This window comes from Pseudomonas sp. A-RE-22, assembly GCF_019956035.1.
Classification (GTDB): domain Bacteria; phylum Pseudomonadota; class Gammaproteobacteria; order Pseudomonadales; family Pseudomonadaceae; genus Aquipseudomonas; species Aquipseudomonas brassicacearum.
This window is the reverse complement of sequence record NZ_JAHBCZ010000066.1, coordinates 103,977-119,772: the sequence shown is the minus strand read 5'-3', so window position 1 is coordinate 119,772 and position 15,796 is coordinate 103,977. Positions and strand designations below refer to the sequence as shown.

Here is a 15,796-nt window from a genome sequence, read left to right as displayed (position 1 = left end):
TCCGCTTTGTATCTTGTCCATAAAAAAGCCCGACTCAATGGCCGGGCTTTCTCTATGGTGTCGCGCTTGAAAAGCTGAACACGGTGCTATGAAAACAGAGCTATTCCATATGGACAACTCTTTTTTTCAAGCTGCCTCCCTGACCCGCTCCAAGACGCAATCCACCCAGGCAACGCCGGCCTTGATCAGCTCTCGAGCCTTGCCTTCGCTCATGCCGTATTGGCGTCCGACTCGCACCGCGGCCCATTTCGCGCCGTAGTAAAGCCAGATCATGTCGCCCATCTGCTGATCCCGCTTGCAGAGCCTGGCCACCGCACCATCGACCACTCCCGCCAGTTCGTCCGTGATGACATAGGACTTGCAGGTGGCCGGCATCACCTCCCGCATGATCGCCATCATCGGCGAGGCGTAGCTGGGAATACCCATTCCATCCATGCGCCACCAACCCCACTGTTCCAGCATATACTCGGTATCGCCCAAGGGGCGCTGCAACGGCTTTCGAATCATCATGCTGCTTTCCTCGGATCAGGGTCACTCAGGCCAAATAGGTCTCGAAGCAACCGGTCAGCGGCGGTCTTCTTCGCATTGCCTTCCAGAAGCCAGCGCTGGCCGTAATCATGGAAACCGATCTGCAACCGGCTCGAGTGCCAACTGGCGACCATGTCCAACAGAGCCGCCAGCGCGGCAGGCCCTCCCATTTTGACCTTCGCCAACTCCTCGCCGGCGATTTTCAAGAACTGGCACTCGATATCGCTCATGGCTTTGCGCGGCAGTGCCGCTTTGACGTCACTCATGATTTGCTCTCCCCTTGATGCGGCCAGCGAAGGGACGATTTGCTTCGACCTCCTCCTGCGTGGGCTCGCGGCCTGCAAAGTTGACGAAACGGGCGAACTGCCCTTGCCTTTGAACTAGGCATGACCCGGCCGGGGCCTGCCGTCCCTTGTCCAGGATCAGCTCGGAGACACCCTGCTCCCCCATTTCCGACTCCGGGTCGTGGTGAACCAGAATCACCGCGTCGGCGTCTTGTTCAATCTGTCCGGAGTCGCGAAGGTCACTGGCTTGTGGCTTTTTCCCGGGGCGGCTGGCCGGGTTTCGGTTGAGCTGCGCCAGCACCAAGACGGGGACGCCGAGTTCCTTGCTGAGGTTTTTCATGGCGATCGATATCTTGCCGACGGCCTCACCCCGGTTCTGCGTCTTGCCATCGGCGCCCACCAATCCCAAATAATCCACCATCAAGATGTCGAGGCCGATCTCTCGCTTAAGCTTCAGGGCTTCAGTTCGTATGGCGGACATCGTCAGCCCAGGGGTGTCGTTCAAGTACAGTTTGGCGCCGTTAATCTTTCCTGCGGCGACGCCGATGCGGTCCCACTCATCCCGCTCAAGGCACTTGACCTCCTCCATTCGGCGCAAATCAATGCCGCCCTGGGAGGCGATGGTGCGGACAGTCAGCTCCTCCTCACCCATCTCCAAGCTGATGATCAGGCCCACCCCCTGCCCACGGATGGCGACATGGTTGACGATCTGCAACCCGAGCATTGTTTTGCCGCTGCCTGGCCTGCCGCCGATCACCACCATGGATTTTGGCCGGAGGAACCCGATCAGCTTGTCCAGATCCGCCAGGCCGGTGGACAGCTTCGGCGGGGCCCGGTCATTGAGCACGTCGTCCATGTTGTTCAGCACCTTGGGCAGAACGTCAGCCATCAGCTTGTACCCGGCCTTGCCTCCGCTCTGTAAGTCGCGAAGATCGGCCAGGGCCTGCTGGCATTGCGTGATGATCTCCGAGGCTGGAAGACTGGCCTGGAACCCATCGACGGCGACGTTGCCGACGCCGATGAACCGTCTGATCACCGCCCACTGCTTCACCTGGTCGGCGTAAGCCTTCCAGTTGGCGGTGGATGGAACGTCCCTGCTCAAGGTTGCGGCATAGGCCATCGTTGATTGTCCGCTGGGCAGTGACCGCTGGATTGATCCAACAGTCACCGCATCAACGGGCATTTTCTGGGCAAGACAGTCGTGGATGACATCGAAAAGCGCGGCGTTGTCCTCATGATGAAAGTCGGCGGACTTCATCTGCGAGACAATTTCGTCGACCAGCGCCGTGTCACCCTGAAGCGATGCCAGCATGATCGCACCGAGCACCCCGTATTCAGCCTCTGGCAGGTAGTACGCTCTTGCCTGGTTCATGAGCGCCCCCTTGCCGAGGCCCAGGAGAAGCCGGCCAGGAACGCGCCATTCTCCCGGAGCCGATCCAGCGCCCGGGCACCGATGTACTGTTCCAGGCTCGGGGCATGCTTCCCTTCGGCGTCCTGCTTCGATTTTGCAGGGAGGTTGGAAATCATCACGGTCGGCTTGACCAGTTGATATCGACGATCAATCACTTCATGCAGGACCGCGAGTTCGTACTGGGTACCGGCCTGGGCGCCAACCTCATCGATCACCAACAAGTCAAAGCTCGCCAGCTCGTCGATCACGTCGCCCTCGGTGTAGCCAGAGTCCCGAGCCATCGAACGCTTGAAGACCCGAATGATCTCCGCCGCAGTGGTGATCACCGCCACGGCGTTATCCCGGCGAATGAGCTGCTGGACGATACTGCAGGCCAGGTGCGTCTTGCCGGTACCAACGTTCCCGGTCAGCAGCAGGTTGCGACCGGCCCGGTAATGCTCGCCGAAATTGTCTGCGTAGCTTTGGCATAGCTCCAGGGCCTGGTCCATCGCCGGCGACGTCACGCGGTAGTTGTCGAACGAGCTCTGCGCAAACCGTGGCGAGATACCGGAGCCTATGAGCGCGATGTTGACGTTCTCGGCCTTGAGGTTGGCCAGCGCCAGGGAATGCTCCTCGCTCCCTGCTGGCGCAACCCGGAGCCCGTGGAACTGGCATTTTTTGCAAGCGCGGACCTGCATCGTCCCATCGAACTGCTCAACCTCGCTTCGCGACACCACTTCAGGGTGGTGCTGGCAGGTCCCGGTGAACGAGCGAAGCTCAGGCTGGCGGCGGAAATTAGAACGCTGGGCCATTGCCTCCTCCTTGGTACATGTCTTCGGTGTGCACGGGCAGGTTGTTGAACGCCTGCCCACCCGCGGCGACTGGCTTGAGTACGTCAGTCCATCGCTCGCCGTTCAGCCACGTCGATGCCATCGGCACGAACTGTCCATCGTCCTTGGTCCAGTCTCGGGAAACGCGGTGGCTGCCCAGAGCTGTCATCAGGGTTTGGCGAAGTTCAGCGCTTGGCTTCAGCTTTTCCCATGCCTTACGCGCGTTCGCCTTGGCTTTCTTGTTGGGGTACAGCTTCCAGAACACCTCGAATGCTTCAGCTAATTCTGATTCCGATGCGCACAAGGTTTTAGGTTCCTTGACTGGTTCAAAAGAGTGACTGGTTCTGGGGGCAGCTCCTGCCCCACCCCCTGGGTTATCTGGTGCCCCAGGTGGGTTATCTGGTGCCCCACCCCCTGGGGCAGTTGTTGCCCCACCGTCGAGAGTCAAGTGGAAGACATTCGACTGATTCAGTTCTCCCTTACGGCGGTACTCACGACGAAGAAACCCGGCTTTTTCCAGCTCGCGAACATGCAGCTTCACCGTCGATCGCCCGATCTCGCACTGGTCGGCGATATGCTTGTAAGACGGCCAGCACTCGCCCTGGTCGCTGGCGTTATCGGCCAGCTTGACCAGCACCAGCTTGCGCAGAGGGTTGCCAACCTTGGTTTTCATGGCCTTGACCATCAGATCCATGCTCATGGTCAGATCTCCAGCTCGGCGCAGACACGGCGCACGAAGTCGTCATAGGTCTCAGCCATGACGACACCGCGATCTTCCAGGGCGCTGCGGCCTGCCTTGGCCAGGCCGTAAATCTCCCAGCGCTCGCGTTCAGGCAAGTGGCGGCAGTTGGAGTAGTTCGGCCAGGGGCCGGCGACCACCTCGGCAGCCCCAGACAAACTACCCATATCCTGGGTAGTTGTTTTCGGAGTGATGGTCATTGCAGCGTCTCCCCGTTAGGCCGGAGGAGTTTTGACACAACCTCCCCCATGGACTCGACAGTGCCGCCAGACATGCGCAGCACCAGCAGGCGCAGCACGGTGGTGGCGTTGATAGCCTCCACGGCCACGGTGGCCGAGATAGCAGCGTTAGAAGCAGCAAGCGTGGCGTTTGCGCCGAGCCGGATCTGGTCGCTCGAATTGAAAGCGGTGCAGGCCAATGCCAGATCGCTATGCTCGCTGAAGTACTCGGGCGGCAACGGCGCGGTAAGAGACTCTCCGGTTGGGATCAACATGGGCGGCGACTCTTCCCCTGCAAGCAGGGATTCGCTCGCGGCCGTCCAGTGCTCGTTGGACACAATCAATGCGTCGGCGCCCGTCCTACGCTCGAACAGAACCTTGAGCGCCCAGTACGCTTCGATCAAACCGACGTACATGTCGTCCCGCTCCTGAATCACTCCGCCCTCTTCCACAAACTCGGCGGCGTCTTTCACACACTCGAAGCACTTCAGCAGCAGAGCGGCGTCGGCGAACTTCTCGAAGAACGCCTGATTGATGGTTTCGGTTGTGGGGGGCTTGGGGAAATCAATAATTTTGCTCATGCGGAAGTCCTCAGGCACAGCTTGAAGCGACCTTGCTGAATATCGGGATGGGTCGCGCGCTCAGCAGTGACGAGGGTGCACTCGGCGGCGAACCGGTCAAAGCGGCGGGTGATGTCGGCCTTGGGCCAGATCGCGTACGGCTGGGCACCGTCGTCGGCGTGCTTGCTGCGCACCATGGCGAACGGCAGCGGCGCGCCGGGGATGTCGCGCATGACGGCGTTGATGACCCATTGGGGAAGACCGTGGCGCAAGTTGATGCGGGCGCGGATCGACGTCATCGATTCAAACCCAGCGGGCATGGAGTCCAGGTACCGGACCTGCTCGACACTGGCCACCCGCGTTTCGATGTGGGCCACGGCATGATCGATTCGGTCCTGGCGGCGTTCCATGTCAACCATCACCTGGGCATTGGCCAACAGCTGCTCGGCGGGAGACATAGGCCGATTGCGTTGGCGGACCATGTCCCAGAACTCTCGGACCAAGGTCTTCTTGAACACCCGGACAACGTCCGTGTTGCGCATGAAAGTCAGCAGCAGCGTTGACTGGGGTTCGTTTAGGGTTGCGATCTCACGGGACTGCTCACCGCCAGCAGTCGCAAAGGGCTGGATTTCAAATCCGACCCTTCCGAAATCCTCAAGATCCGCCTGGTAGGTGCGGACCAGCTTGATGACACTCGCGTGATCGTTGAGTGTGCCTTCGGCAATCGCCAGGGTGGTAGTGACGGCATCGCCGTCTTTGATGATGACGATGGTCATTGACTACTCCTCGCGGCGATAGCTGCCATCAGTGCAGCGTCAGTTCTCGTCAGAGATTCATTTGCATGCTGGACGAACGTGCGCTCAGGAACGGCATCAAGGCATGATCCGAGCCTAGTGACAGCCGCCTGGATCCATACTCCAAGCTCGTAGATGAAGCCGACACGCTGGCCTTTCAGCGACGCCTCTTCTTCTGCAGACGCTGGAGTTTTGGAGTTGAGGGAGCTAAGCATTCCTTGAAGGTGCGTTGTTCCAAGCCCGATAGGGTTGTTCTGCTCTTCACGGAGGTGCTTCAGGTACAGACGTGCAACCACCTTGCCCGTCTCTATGCCACCGAAGTAGCCGCCAGTTAGCGGAACATCCCAGCACGAGTAGTGCGCGCTATGGTCTTTGCCTACAAATGGCAAGCGCTCCCAGGACGTCCTTTTTTCGGGCTTCGAGCGAAGGCCGATTTGTTTCCCGTTGGGAACCCGTCGCTTGGATTGGGGGATAGGGGCTTTCATGGGGCCACCTCCGAATGTCGCGCCACGTTTGGGTTGTGCGCGGTTTGTGTCGCGTATTCGACGGACGCTGACTTGAAGTTGTCGATTGCTTGGTCGATCCCTGAAAAACCGGTGTCGTCCAGATAGTTGACGAGGCCAACCAGCACTTTTGTGTCGCGGTCGTCCCCCTTTGCTTCACGAGCAATCGCCCTGGCCAAAGCAGCCAGCCATTGAAGGTTCTCTCGGGCGACAACCAACTGGAACTCCGCCTCGTCAGCGACGCCTTTGATAGTAGGTTTTGAGGTCATCACTGAGCACCGCCTTGGCCTTCGCACAGCTCGACGCTCAATACTGATGCGGTGATCAAAGCCTGGCTCGCCATGGCAAGAAAGCGGATTGCTACTACGTCGTTGACATCGGGATCACGATCGATGCACATCGTCGCGATATGCTGAAGAGCGCCAAGCAAGCCGGTCGCCATATTCATTGCTTCCCCGACGGGAATTCCGGCATTAACGCCGAAAGGTTGGCGGTTTTCGCCATCCACGGTTGCGAAGTCGGTAGCCTCAGTTAGCAGTCGGTGTTGCATCCGGCTAGGTCCGGTGGTATTTTTCGGGTGCGTCATATCGTTCTCCTGGAACGAAGAAGTACAGAAAGTCCCCTGCGAAGGGACTGGTTAAAAGGCCCGCCTGCGAAGCGGGCTTTTTGTTGCCTGGAGAAAAGTCAGCCAGACAGCAAAAAATGGGGCGGGATGTGCTCGCTCATGCCGGATTCCTTTTTATTTGGCAGGCAAGAGCCAACCATTGGAAGTCGCTGAACAGGCCCTGGCGAGGGCCTTCCTTTTTCATTGGAAACGTGCAGGTCCGTAAGGTACCCATTAACCGAGGGCCTTAGGAGGGGCGAGTTTCTGAGTGCGCGCATCTGCGAAACCATGGGATATCTCCGAAATTTGCTGCGTTTATCTAAGTAGTGCTGGGCGACTGCCCCCAATAAGGAAAGAAAATTCGAACTTCGGCTGATATGGCTTGAACGACACACAATTTGGCGTGAATGACGCACGAAAAATCCAAAATCTCGCGCATGCGCGGCATATTCGAAGTGTTCGCATGCGGAAGTCTTCACAAGCCTGGCTTCCCACTGGATGAATCCACAGCATTAACAACGGACTGATCGCTGATCGGCGTTGGGCGTAGATTTGTATCCAGCTTTGGGGTTTGCCGTGGGTAGATATCCGGGCGCAGCTCATGGCGCGACACCCCAGTAGCAACCTCAATGGTTAAGACGTGACGGGCTGGCACCCCGCGGATCTTCCAGTACGAAACAGCCATCGGAGTGACGCCTGCAACTTTAGCCAGAGCAGCTCCAGATCCAGCCTCTGCAATTGCTCGGTCCAGCGGAGTCTTGTTCATAAACATTCCGGGTATATTTTCAGCGATTGATCAACAATACGTTTATTTCCTACCCGAATCAAGCCCGGTAAACTCTGTGTTTATGGATAAAGAAAATTCCGGCTACAGACTGCGCAAATGCCTGCACCTTGCGCAGAAAACCCCATCAGAAATCGCTCAGGCGACAGGGGTCAGCAATCAAACCGTAAACAACTGGTTTGTGAGAGGCGTCCCTGGGCGCAAGATTTTGCAGGTCGCGAAGTTCCTAGAAATCCGTCCGGAGTGGCTGCAAGATGGGGAAGGCTCTCCCCTGAGCGAGGAGGAACAAGCTGAATTATCTAGGGTGATGGACGCGAGCGCAGAGCAGCGAGCGGCTTGGGCAAAGGAAGCCAGAAGAATCCATGCAATGTCTGCCGCTAATGCTTTCAGATACCCAGTCATCCCTTGGACTGACATGGTCGATTGCATAGACCCTCAAAGCCTTTCCTCTGACAGTGCTATTAAGTGGCATTCTAGTGATGCTTGGGCAGGTGACCGTGGTTTTTGGGTGGAGGTAGAAGGCGCGTCAATGGCAAGCATGTCTCGCGCATCCTTCCCGGAAGGCTCTCTGATACTGGTCAACGCTGAAGCAAAGCCAAAGCCCGGACAATTTGTGGTGGCTCGCCTCAAAGACAGTAATGAGTTCACCTTTAAGCAGCTGGTTCGTGACGCTGGGGATCTCTTCTTGAAGCCTTTAAATCCTTCCTACCCAATCAAGCCGCTTGATGACCGCTGGGAGATCACCGGGACCGTAGTGGACGCAAAATTACCCCCATCTCTGTTTCGCTAAAAATCCCCCTGCACACAGCATCAGAACCGCCGAAAGGCGGTTTTTTTGTCGCAGACCAAAAAACAATAAACAAAACGTGTTGACGACCGAATAAACTTATCGTTTACTTTGAGCCAAGCAGAACACGGAGCTTCTCAGCATGACCACAACAACCATTAGCTTTGCAGGTTTCATCGGCTTTCTCGGCCGAGGCGCCGCTCCACGTGAATTGCAATGCTTAATGGCAGTGGCTTCCGGCAAAACAAGCAAAGAAGCCGCCCGTGATCTTGGCGTGGCTCCCGACACAATCGACAAGCGCCTGCTGGCGCTCACCACAAAACTTGGCGTAACCCGCCGCGCGGCCCTTGTGGCCGAAGCATTTAAGCGCGGGTTGATATCGCCAGCGGCTGTACTGGCCATGATCCTGGCGGTGCATGCGTCAATGCCAGAAGACCCAGCCCTGCGCGTTCGTCGAGGCAATGGCGAGCGCCGTATCGAAACCCGCGTGGCCGTCCGACGTATAGAGGTCGCCCTCACCGCTTAACCACCCCTGATTTTTGCGAAAGCCAACAACGCGGCCGGGATTCGCTCGGCCTGGAGAAAGTGATGACACACAAACGCTTATCGGCAATGCACCTGTTTGAGGTGCTGATGTTCATGTTCGTCTACGTCGCGCTCACGGTCGCCTGGTTTGGCTTTGCCGCGCCGGAAATGATGAGCAGCATCTCCACCGGCGCCGTTCTCACAGGGTTTGCAGGCTCGGTCCTGTGGCTTATCTGCACCAGCTGCATCGTCGTTTACATCATCAACAAATGGCATTCAGCCAAAACCACGGAGAAGCAACCATGAAGCGATACGACTCCCGCACTGCCGATAAATTCGTGGTGCGCCTACCAGACGATATGCGAACCGATGTCGAGGCCTTGGCTGTCTTCGAAGACCGCAGCATGAACAGCGTGATTGTGCAGGCGATCCGAAACCACCTCGACTTCAATCGACGCCAAGAGCTGTTGCTGGACGCCCTGCGCGATGCCTCCATGGGCAAGCGACAGTTCGCTACCTGTGGGAGCGAACAAGGCTCAAATACTGCTGAAACCCAGATCCAGCAAGGCTCTGTCTGTGGGAGCGAGCAGCCATGACAGCCACATCGCCAGGTAGCAGCCGGATCGCTCTCCAAGATGAGTTCAGCCAGCTCGGCTCCCGCCTGGTCCACTTCGGCCAGGCCATGCAGGAGCCGAGCACCACGGTCAGCGAACTGATGCGCCTGGCCCAAGCCTGTGGGATCGACCTCAAGCTGCGCATGGTGGCTGAGTCGCAAGAAGCGACGGAGAGAAACCATGTCAGCAGCTGAAGAGCTTCTTCACGACACCGCCCACGACAAGGTCACCGAGAAAAGGATGGCCGAACTGGTGGGGTGCACGGCCAAGGCCCTGCAGCGCAAGCGGGAGAGGAACGTCATCCCCGTCGGGGTGTGGACGAAGATTGACGGGCGCATCATGTACAGCAAGCGGAGATATGACGAATGGATAGAAAGCCTGTGGACCTGCCAGCAGGGGTGGAGCTTATCGGGCGATCAATCCGAATTCGTTTCACCTGGAACAAGAAGCGCTGCTGTGAAACGCTCGCCCTCCCTCAAACCCCGAAAGGGATCGCTGCCGCAGCGGGCCTACGTGCTCAAGTAAAGCAGCTGGACAAGCTAGGCGCCCTCAGCGTCGAGAAGTACACCGAGCTGTTCCCTGGAACACGCAGCCTGGAGGCCCAGGCTGTCCCGATATTTTTCGACTATGCCCAGGACTGGCTCGACGGCCTGCAAATTGTCGAGAGCACCCGGAAAAACTACCGATCCACCTTGCAGACGTACTGGGTGCCATACCTCGCAACCAAACGCATCGACACCATCACGCCCGTGCTGATGCGCAAGATCGTCAACGACATCGACTGGCCCTCCCCCGTCCGCCGGCGCGATGCCGTTCGCCTGGTCACCACCATCCTCACTCAGGCGGTGCGGGACGAGTTGATCACCCGGAACCCGGCCAACTCGATAGCGCCCACCAGGGTGCCCAAGCGGGACCTGGACCCTTTCACCCGTGCCGAGGCGGATCTGGTCATAGCGAAACTGTACGAATTGACGAGCGGTTTGCAGCAGATTTATGCGTGCTTTTTTGAGTTCTCTTTCTACACAGGGATGCGGCCAGGAGAGGCCATGGCGCTGCGCTGGAGCGAAGTGGACATTCGCAAGCGGACAGCCAAAGTCTGTCGGATTCGCATCTACGGAAAGATCCAGGAGCGGACTAAGACGAAGGTCACTCGGGAAGTTTTATTGAACGATCGAGCGCTGCGGGCACTCGAAAAAGCCAGACCTTTAACGGCGGCACGATCCGATTACGTGTTCGCGCCGGAAGGATCGGGCGATAAAGCTGAGCTGTTCATTCGATCCGAGACAGGTCCAAAACGCTACTGGCTGAGCGCGCTGCGGAAGTTAGGAATTCGGCATCGCAGAATGTATGACACGCGCCATACGTACGCCACGATGTGTTTGATGTCCGGCATGAATCCAGCATTCATCGCCGCGCAACTCGGGCACAGCGTGCAAGTGCTGCTTTCCACCTACGCCAAGTGGATCAGTTCCCCGAGTGACTGGGCAGAGCTGGACAAGCTGGACCGAGTAGAAAGTGGTACGAAAACGGTACGAGAGAATCACCAGTAGCGACACACATGCCGAAATACAAAGGGTTCACAGTACATGTGCGGATTAGCTGGAGAGTTACGTTTCGATCAACAACCTGCGGACCTTGCGGCCGTAGAGCGAATCACCCATCACCTGGCCCCTCGCGGCCCCGACGCCTGGGGCTTTCATAGCCAAGGGCCAATTGCCCTGGGCCATCGGCGCCTGAAAATCATGGACCTGTCGGACGGCTCGGCCCAGCCGATGATCGACAATCAGTTGGGCCTGTCCCTGGCCTTCAACGGCGCGATCTACAACTACCCGGAACTGCGCAGCGAGCTCGAAGGCCTGGGCTACAGCTTCTATTCAGGTGGCGACACCGAAGTGCTGCTCAAGGGCTATCACGCCTGGGGCGAAGCGCTGCTGCCCAAGCTCAACGGCATGTTCGCCTTCGCCATCTGGGAACGCGATGCCAAGCGGCTGTTCATCGCCCGCGACCGCCTCGGCGTCAAGCCGCTGTACCTGTCGCGCACCGGCCAACGGCTACGTTTCGCCTCGGCATTGCCGGCGCTGCTCAAGGGTGGCGATATCAACCCGATGCTCGACCCGGTGGCCCTCAACCATTACCTGAATTTCCACGCGGTGGTCCCGGCGCCCCGCACCTTGCTGGCGGGTGTTGAAAAACTGCCGCCCGCCACCTGGATGCGCATCGAAGCCGACGGCAGCACCGAGCAGAAAACCTGGTGGACCCTGCCCTACGGACCACGGGCCGACGAACAGCACCTGAACCTGGAAGACTGGATCGACCGCGTGCTCGACAGCACCCGTGAAGCGGTTGCCATTCGCCAACGCGCCGCCGTGGATGTCGGCGTGCTGCTCTCCGGTGGCGTGGATTCGAGCATGCTCGTGGGCCTGCTGCGCGAGGTCGGCGTAGAAGACCTGTCGACCTTCTCCATCGGTTTCCAGGATGCCGGCGGCGAGCGTGGTGACGAGTTCCAGTATTCGGACCTGATCGCCAAGCACTACGGCACCCGCCACCACCAACTGCGTATCGACGAGAAAGAGATCATCGAGCAATTGCCGGCAGCGTTCCGTGCCATGAGCGAGCCGATGGTCAGCCATGACTGCATCGCCTTCTACCTGCTATCGCGGGAAGTGGCCAAGCACTGCAAAGTGGTGCAAAGCGGCCAGGGCGCCGACGAGCTGTTCGCCGGTTACCACTGGTACCCGCAGGTCGATGGCGCCAGCGATCCGTACGCGGCCTATCGCGCTGCGTTCTTCGACCGCAGCTACGAAGAATATGCCGCCACCGTGCAGCCCAAATGGCTGACGGCCAACGACGCGGCCGGTGACTTCGTCAAAGAACATTTCGCCCAGCCCGGGGCCGATGCGGCGGTAGACAAGGCCTTGCGCCTGGATAGCACCGTGATGCTGGTGGACGACCCGGTCAAGCGTGTCGACAACATGACCATGGCCTGGGGCCTGGAAGCGCGCACGCCCTTCCTGGACTACCGCCTGGTGGAACTCTCGGCCCGGGTCCCAGCGAAGTTCAAGCTGCCCGATGGCGGCAAGCAGGTACTCAAGGAAGCCGCCCGGCGGGTGATCCCCGGCGAGGTGATCGACCGCAAGAAAGGCTATTTCCCGGTGCCAGGCCTCAAGCATCTGGAAGGCAACACCTTGGCCTGGGTCCGCGAACTGCTGCTGGATCCGAGCCAGGACCGCGGCCTGTTCAACCCGGCCATGCTCGACCGCCTGCTGACCGACCCCAACGGCCAACTCACGCCATTACGCGGCTCGCGACTGTGGCAACTGGCGGCGCTGAACCTGTGGCTCAGCGAGCAAGGAATCTGATCGATGAAACCTCACGCAACCGTTCACAACCAACGCCTCTTGCGCGGCCAGGCGCCCTCCTACGAACGCCTGCAGGCACGCCTGGCCGAAGACGGCAGCGAGTTGGGTGCCGACCCGATCGCGGTGCATTGCGGCTGGGGCCGACTTTTGATCGGCCACACCTTCCCGGACCCGGCAAGCCTGGCCCAGGAACTGCTCAACGAACAACCCGGCGAACGCGACATTGCCTTGTACGTGGCCGCGCCCCAGCAAGTGCTGGGGCTGGAACCGGCACAACTGTTCCTCGATCCATCCGACACCTTGCGCTTGTGGTTCAGCGACTATCGCCAGGCCACGCGGGTGTTTCGCGGTTTCCGGATTCGCCGGGCCCAAGCCGAGACCGACTGGCAGGCCATCAACCAGCTCTACCAAGCCCGAGGCATGTTGCCCATCGACCCGCTGCGCCTGACCCCGCGCCATGAGGGTGGCCCGGTCTACTGGCTGGCCGAAGATGACGACACCGGTGCGGTGATCGGCAGCGTCATGGGTCTGAATCACCAGAAAGCCTTCAACGACCCGGAAAACGGCAGCAGCCTCTGGTGCCTGGCAGTCGACCCGCAATGTCCGCGGCCCGGTGTTGGCGAAGTGCTGGTGCGTCACCTCATCGAGCATTTCATGAGCCGTGGCTTGAGTTACCTCGACCTGTCGGTGTTGCACGACAATCGCCTGGCGAAAAACCTCTACGCCAAACTCGGCTTTCGCAATCTCTCGACCTTCGCCATCAAACGCAAGAACGGCATCAACCAGCCGTTGTTCCTGGGGCCAGGCCCCGAAGCGCAGTTCAATCCTTATGCGCGAATCATTGTCGAAGAAGCTCACCGCCGAGGCATCGACGTGCAGGTGGACGATGCCGAGGCCGGCTTGTTCACCCTGGTCCACGGCAGCCGTCGGGTCCGATGCCGCGAATCCTTGAGCGACCTGACCAGCGCCATCAGCATGACGCTGTGCCAGAACAAAAGCCTGACCCACAAAGTGCTGAAAAACGCCGGCCTGAACCTGCCGGCCCAACAGTTGGCGGGCAATGCCGATGACAACCTGGCGTTTCTCGACGAGCACGAACGGGTGGTCGTCAAGCCGCTGGACGGTGAACAGGGCCAAGGCGTGGCGGTAGACCTGCGCACCATCGAGGAGGTGCAGAGCGCCATCGAAGCGGCCCGGCAGTTCGATAGCCAGGTCTTGCTGGAAAGCTTCCACGAGGGACTGGACCTGCGCATTCTGGTGATCGGTTTCGAAGTGGTGGCGGCGGCGATCCGGCGCCCGGCGGAGGTGATCGGCGATGGCCGGCACACCATCGGCGCGTTGATCGAAGCCCAGAGCCGCCGACGCCAAGCGGCCACGGGCGGCGAAAGTAAAATCCCGATGGACGCCGAGACCCTGCGCACGCTCAGCGCGGCGGGGTTCGACTACGACAGCGTGCTGCCCGCTGGGGAGCACCTGTTCGTACGGCGTACGGCGAACCTCCATACCGGCGGCGTGCTGGAGGATGTCACCGGCATCCTGCATCCGACCCTTGTCGATGCGGCGGTGCGCGCCGCGCGGGCGCTCGACATCCCCATGGTCGGCCTCGACCTGCTGGTGCCGGCGGCCGATCAACCCGAGTACGTGTTCATCGAAGCCAACGAACGCGCAGGCCTGGCCAACCACGAACCACAACCCACCGCCGAGCGCTTTGTGGATTTGTTGTTTCCCCATAGCCAGACGGTGGCCTAGCAGAGGCGTAGTGCCTGAACAGATGCCATCGCGAGCAAGCTCGCTCCCACATGGGATTTCTGGTGTTTACACATTCTGTGTTCATCGTAGGACCTCTGTGGGCGCGAGCTTGCTCGCGATGAGGCCAGTTCAGGCACCGCCATCCAACAGTCGGACACACTCATCGAAACCATCGATGCGCTCAACCCATCAGGAGTTTCCATGATCAGTAAAATTCCCGAACCGGATCTCGAATACCTGCAAAAGGTCCTGCTGGAAATGCTCGCCATTCCCAGCCCTACCGGCTTTACCGACACCATCGTGCGTTATGTCGCCGAGCGGCTCGAAGAGCTGGGTATCGCTTTTGAAATGACCCGCCGTGGCACGATCCGCGCCACGCTCAAGGGGCGCAAGAGCAGCCCCGACCGGGCCGTGTCGGCGCACTTGGATACCATCGGTGCCTCGGTGCGGGCCATCAAGGACAACGGCCGCCTGACCCTGGCCCCCGTGGGTTGCTGGTCCAGCCGATTTGCCGAAGGCAGCCGGGTCAGCCTGTTTACCGACACCGGCGTGATCCGTGGCAGCGTGCTGCCGTTGATGGCATCCGGGCACGCGTTCAATACCGCCGTGGATGAACTGCCCATCAGTTGGGACCACATCGAGCTGCGCCTGGACGCTTATTGCACCACCCGCGCCGATTGCGAAACCCTGGGGGTGGGCATCGGCGATTACGTCGCCTTCGACCCCCTGCCGGAATTCACCGAAAGCGGCCACATCAGCGCTCGTCACCTGGACGACAAGGCCGGGGTCGCGGCGCTGCTGGCGGCGCTCAAGGCGATTGTCGACAGCGGCGAAGAACTGCTGATCGACTGTCACCCACTGTTCACCATCACCGAGGAAACCGGCAGCGGTGCGGCGGCCGCGTTGCCCTGGGATGTCAGCGAATTCGTCGGTATCGACATCGCGCCTGTCGCGCCAGGCCAGCATTCCAGCGAACACACAGTCAGCGTGGCGATGCAGGACTCCGGAGGCCCCTACGACTATCATCTGTCGCGGCACCTGCTGAAACTGGCCAAGGAGAACGAGGTACCGGCACGCCGCGACCTGTTCCGCTACTACTTCAGCGACGCTCATTCGGCCATCACCGCCGGCCACGATATCCGCACCGCCCTGCTGGCCTTCGGCTGCGACGCCACCCATGGCTACGAACGCACCCACATCGACAGCCTGGCCGCCCTCAGTCGCCTGCTCGGCGCCTACATCCTCAGCCCGCCGGTGTTCGCCAGCGACGCGCAACCAGCCCAGGGTTCACTGGACCGTTTCAGTCATCAGATCGAACACGATACACAGATGGAAAGTGATACCCGGGTACCGTCGGTGGACAGCCTGATTGGGCAGCGCTCCGATAACTGACCCAACATTTCACTGTCTGGGCTATTGCCATCGCGAGCAAGCTCGCTCCCACAAGGTGCTCCATTGTGGGAGCGAGCTTGCTCGCGATGAGGCCAGGACAGGCTCCACAAAACCCAAGGCTAGCCGCAAAAGCCCA

At 59.8% G+C, this 15,796-nt stretch carries 21 protein-coding genes; 9 read left to right on the top strand and 12 right to left on the bottom strand.

The window, feature by feature from the left end:
• Positions 1 to 126: 126 nt before the first annotated feature.
• From KGA89_RS26135 to KGA89_RS26080, 12 genes are all read right to left on the bottom strand, one after another.
• Entirely contained in the window at positions 127 to 510 is a 384-nt protein-coding gene (locus KGA89_RS26135) for an antiterminator Q family protein (protein ID WP_223472871.1), read from the bottom strand.
• Positions 507 to 794, bottom strand: a complete 288-nt coding sequence (locus KGA89_RS26130) for a hypothetical protein (RefSeq protein WP_223472870.1) — start codon at positions 792 to 794, stop codon at positions 507 to 509. Before KGA89_RS26130 ends, KGA89_RS26135 begins: the two co-directional genes overlap by 4 nt.
• Complete coding sequence (locus KGA89_RS26125) at positions 787 to 2,184, bottom strand: replicative DNA helicase (protein WP_223472869.1); 1,398 nt, start codon at positions 2,182 to 2,184, stop codon at positions 787 to 789. The genes KGA89_RS26130 and KGA89_RS26125 overlap by 8 nt, the downstream gene beginning before the upstream one ends.
• Positions 2,181 to 3,014: an ATP-binding protein gene (locus tag KGA89_RS26120; RefSeq protein WP_223472868.1), complete on the bottom strand. Its 834-nt coding sequence runs from the start codon at positions 3,012 to 3,014 to the stop codon at positions 2,181 to 2,183. The genes KGA89_RS26125 and KGA89_RS26120 overlap by 4 nt, the downstream gene beginning before the upstream one ends.
• On the bottom strand, positions 2,998 to 3,732 hold the full coding sequence (locus KGA89_RS26115) for a helix-turn-helix domain-containing protein (RefSeq protein WP_223472867.1): 735 nt from the start codon (positions 3,730 to 3,732) through the stop codon (positions 2,998 to 3,000). Before KGA89_RS26115 ends, KGA89_RS26120 begins: the two co-directional genes overlap by 17 nt.
• A 2-nt stretch (positions 3,733 to 3,734) precedes the next feature.
• Positions 3,735 to 3,971, bottom strand: coding sequence for a hypothetical protein (locus KGA89_RS26110; protein WP_223472866.1), 237 nt, complete (start codon positions 3,969 to 3,971; stop codon positions 3,735 to 3,737).
• Positions 3,968 to 4,570 carry a hypothetical protein gene (locus tag KGA89_RS26105; RefSeq protein WP_223472865.1) on the bottom strand — a complete coding sequence of 201 codons (603 nt, stop codon included), beginning with the start codon at positions 4,568 to 4,570 and terminating at the stop codon, positions 3,968 to 3,970. Before KGA89_RS26105 ends, KGA89_RS26110 begins: the two co-directional genes overlap by 4 nt.
• The gene (locus tag KGA89_RS26100) at positions 4,567 to 5,325 is read right to left on the bottom strand and encodes a Rha family transcriptional regulator (protein ID WP_223472864.1); all 759 of its coding nucleotides are present in this window, start codon (positions 5,323 to 5,325) and stop codon (positions 4,567 to 4,569) included. Before KGA89_RS26100 ends, KGA89_RS26105 begins: the two co-directional genes overlap by 4 nt.
• A complete protein-coding gene (locus tag KGA89_RS26095) occupies positions 5,322 to 5,828 on the bottom strand; it encodes a hypothetical protein (RefSeq protein WP_223472863.1) in 507 nt (168 codons plus the stop codon). Before KGA89_RS26095 ends, KGA89_RS26100 begins: the two co-directional genes overlap by 4 nt.
• On the bottom strand, positions 5,825 to 6,115 hold the full coding sequence (locus tag KGA89_RS26090; RefSeq protein WP_223472862.1) for a hypothetical protein: 291 nt from the start codon (positions 6,113 to 6,115) through the stop codon (positions 5,825 to 5,827). Before KGA89_RS26090 ends, KGA89_RS26095 begins: the two co-directional genes overlap by 4 nt.
• The gene (locus KGA89_RS26085; protein ID WP_223472861.1) at positions 6,115 to 6,432 is read right to left on the bottom strand and encodes a DUF3077 domain-containing protein; all 318 of its coding nucleotides are present in this window, start codon (positions 6,430 to 6,432) and stop codon (positions 6,115 to 6,117) included. The genes KGA89_RS26090 and KGA89_RS26085 overlap by 1 nt, the downstream gene beginning before the upstream one ends.
• A 493-nt stretch (positions 6,433 to 6,925) precedes the next feature.
• Positions 6,926 to 7,216, bottom strand: a complete 291-nt coding sequence (locus KGA89_RS26080; RefSeq protein WP_223472860.1) for a transcriptional regulator — start codon at positions 7,214 to 7,216, stop codon at positions 6,926 to 6,928.
• On the opposite strand from KGA89_RS26080, the gene KGA89_RS26075 reads away from it, so the two are divergent.
• The 9 genes from KGA89_RS26075 to KGA89_RS26035 all read left to right on the top strand — a co-directional run bounded on the left by KGA89_RS26075 (position 7,209) and on the right by KGA89_RS26035 (position 15,660).
• On the top strand, positions 7,209 to 8,024 hold the full coding sequence (locus tag KGA89_RS26075; protein WP_223472859.1) for a LexA family transcriptional regulator: 816 nt from the start codon (positions 7,209 to 7,211) through the stop codon (positions 8,022 to 8,024). The two genes, KGA89_RS26080 and KGA89_RS26075, sit on opposite strands and share 8 nt — an antisense overlap.
• A 139-nt stretch (positions 8,025 to 8,163) precedes the next feature.
• Positions 8,164 to 8,547, top strand: a complete 384-nt coding sequence (locus KGA89_RS26070; RefSeq protein WP_223472858.1) for a response regulator transcription factor — start codon at positions 8,164 to 8,166, stop codon at positions 8,545 to 8,547.
• A gap of 62 nt (positions 8,548 to 8,609) precedes the next feature.
• A complete protein-coding gene (locus KGA89_RS26065) occupies positions 8,610 to 8,852 on the top strand; it encodes a hypothetical protein (protein WP_223472857.1) in 243 nt (80 codons plus the stop codon).
• Entirely contained in the window at positions 8,849 to 9,142 is a 294-nt protein-coding gene (locus KGA89_RS26060) for a CopG family ribbon-helix-helix protein (RefSeq protein ID WP_317846346.1), read from the top strand. Before KGA89_RS26065 ends, KGA89_RS26060 begins: the two co-directional genes overlap by 4 nt.
• A complete protein-coding gene (locus KGA89_RS26055; RefSeq protein WP_223472856.1) occupies positions 9,139 to 9,354 on the top strand; it encodes a hypothetical protein in 216 nt (71 codons plus the stop codon). The genes KGA89_RS26060 and KGA89_RS26055 overlap by 4 nt, the downstream gene beginning before the upstream one ends.
• 171 nt (positions 9,355 to 9,525) lie before the next feature.
• Positions 9,526 to 10,710: a tyrosine-type recombinase/integrase gene (locus tag KGA89_RS26050; protein WP_223472855.1), complete on the top strand. Its 1,185-nt coding sequence runs from the start codon at positions 9,526 to 9,528 to the stop codon at positions 10,708 to 10,710.
• 36 nt (positions 10,711 to 10,746) lie between these two features.
• Positions 10,747 to 12,519 carry an N-acetylglutaminylglutamine amidotransferase gene (locus tag KGA89_RS26045; RefSeq protein ID WP_046063010.1) on the top strand — a complete coding sequence of 591 codons (1,773 nt, stop codon included), beginning with the start codon at positions 10,747 to 10,749 and terminating at the stop codon, positions 12,517 to 12,519.
• 3 nt (positions 12,520 to 12,522) lie between these two features.
• Positions 12,523 to 14,268, top strand: coding sequence for an N-acetylglutaminylglutamine synthetase (gene ngg / locus KGA89_RS26040; protein ID WP_223472854.1), 1,746 nt, complete (start codon positions 12,523 to 12,525; stop codon positions 14,266 to 14,268).
• Between the two features lie 201 nt (positions 14,269 to 14,469).
• Entirely contained in the window at positions 14,470 to 15,660 is a 1,191-nt protein-coding gene (locus tag KGA89_RS26035) for an osmoprotectant NAGGN system M42 family peptidase (RefSeq protein ID WP_003199188.1), read from the top strand.
• The last annotated feature ends 136 nt before the right edge of the window (positions 15,661 to 15,796 follow it).

Bases quoted from the DNA above. Each gene is read 5' to 3' on its own strand.
- KGA89_RS26135 (WP_223472871.1), bottom strand. From the start codon at position 510: ATGATGATTCGAAAGCCGTTGCAGCGCCCCTTGGGCGATACCGAGTAT.
- KGA89_RS26130 (WP_223472870.1), bottom strand. From the start codon at position 794: ATGAGTGACGTCAAAGCGGCACTGCCGCGCAAAGCCATGAGCGATATC.
- KGA89_RS26125 (WP_223472869.1), bottom strand. From the start codon at position 2,184: ATGAACCAGGCAAGAGCGTACTACCTGCCAGAGGCTGAATACGGGGTG.
- KGA89_RS26120 (WP_223472868.1), bottom strand. From the start codon at position 3,014: ATGGCCCAGCGTTCTAATTTCCGCCGCCAGCCTGAGCTTCGCTCGTTC.
- KGA89_RS26115 (WP_223472867.1), bottom strand. From the start codon at position 3,732: ATGAGCATGGATCTGATGGTCAAGGCCATGAAAACCAAGGTTGGCAAC.
- KGA89_RS26110 (WP_223472866.1), bottom strand. From the start codon at position 3,971: ATGACCATCACTCCGAAAACAACTACCCAGGATATGGGTAGTTTGTCT.
- KGA89_RS26105 (WP_223472865.1), bottom strand. From the start codon at position 4,570: ATGAGCAAAATTATTGATTTCCCCAAGCCCCCCACAACCGAAACCATC.
- KGA89_RS26100 (WP_223472864.1), bottom strand. From the start codon at position 5,325: ATGACCATCGTCATCATCAAAGACGGCGATGCCGTCACTACCACCCTG.
- KGA89_RS26095 (WP_223472863.1), bottom strand. From the start codon at position 5,828: ATGAAAGCCCCTATCCCCCAATCCAAGCGACGGGTTCCCAACGGGAAA.
- KGA89_RS26090 (WP_223472862.1), bottom strand. From the start codon at position 6,115: ATGACCTCAAAACCTACTATCAAAGGCGTCGCTGACGAGGCGGAGTTC.
- KGA89_RS26085 (WP_223472861.1), bottom strand. From the start codon at position 6,432: ATGACGCACCCGAAAAATACCACCGGACCTAGCCGGATGCAACACCGA.
- KGA89_RS26080 (WP_223472860.1), bottom strand. From the start codon at position 7,216: ATGAACAAGACTCCGCTGGACCGAGCAATTGCAGAGGCTGGATCTGGA.
- KGA89_RS26070 (WP_223472858.1), top strand. From the start codon at position 8,164: ATGACCACAACAACCATTAGCTTTGCAGGTTTCATCGGCTTTCTCGGC.
- KGA89_RS26065 (WP_223472857.1), top strand. From the start codon at position 8,610: ATGACACACAAACGCTTATCGGCAATGCACCTGTTTGAGGTGCTGATG.
- KGA89_RS26060 (WP_317846346.1), top strand. From the start codon at position 8,849: ATGAAGCGATACGACTCCCGCACTGCCGATAAATTCGTGGTGCGCCTA.
- KGA89_RS26055 (WP_223472856.1), top strand. From the start codon at position 9,139: ATGACAGCCACATCGCCAGGTAGCAGCCGGATCGCTCTCCAAGATGAG.
- KGA89_RS26050 (WP_223472855.1), top strand. From the start codon at position 9,526: ATGGATAGAAAGCCTGTGGACCTGCCAGCAGGGGTGGAGCTTATCGGG.
- KGA89_RS26045 (WP_046063010.1), top strand. From the start codon at position 10,747: ATGTGCGGATTAGCTGGAGAGTTACGTTTCGATCAACAACCTGCGGAC.
- ngg (WP_223472854.1), top strand. From the start codon at position 12,523: ATGAAACCTCACGCAACCGTTCACAACCAACGCCTCTTGCGCGGCCAG.
- KGA89_RS26035 (WP_003199188.1), top strand. From the start codon at position 14,470: ATGATCAGTAAAATTCCCGAACCGGATCTCGAATACCTGCAAAAGGTC.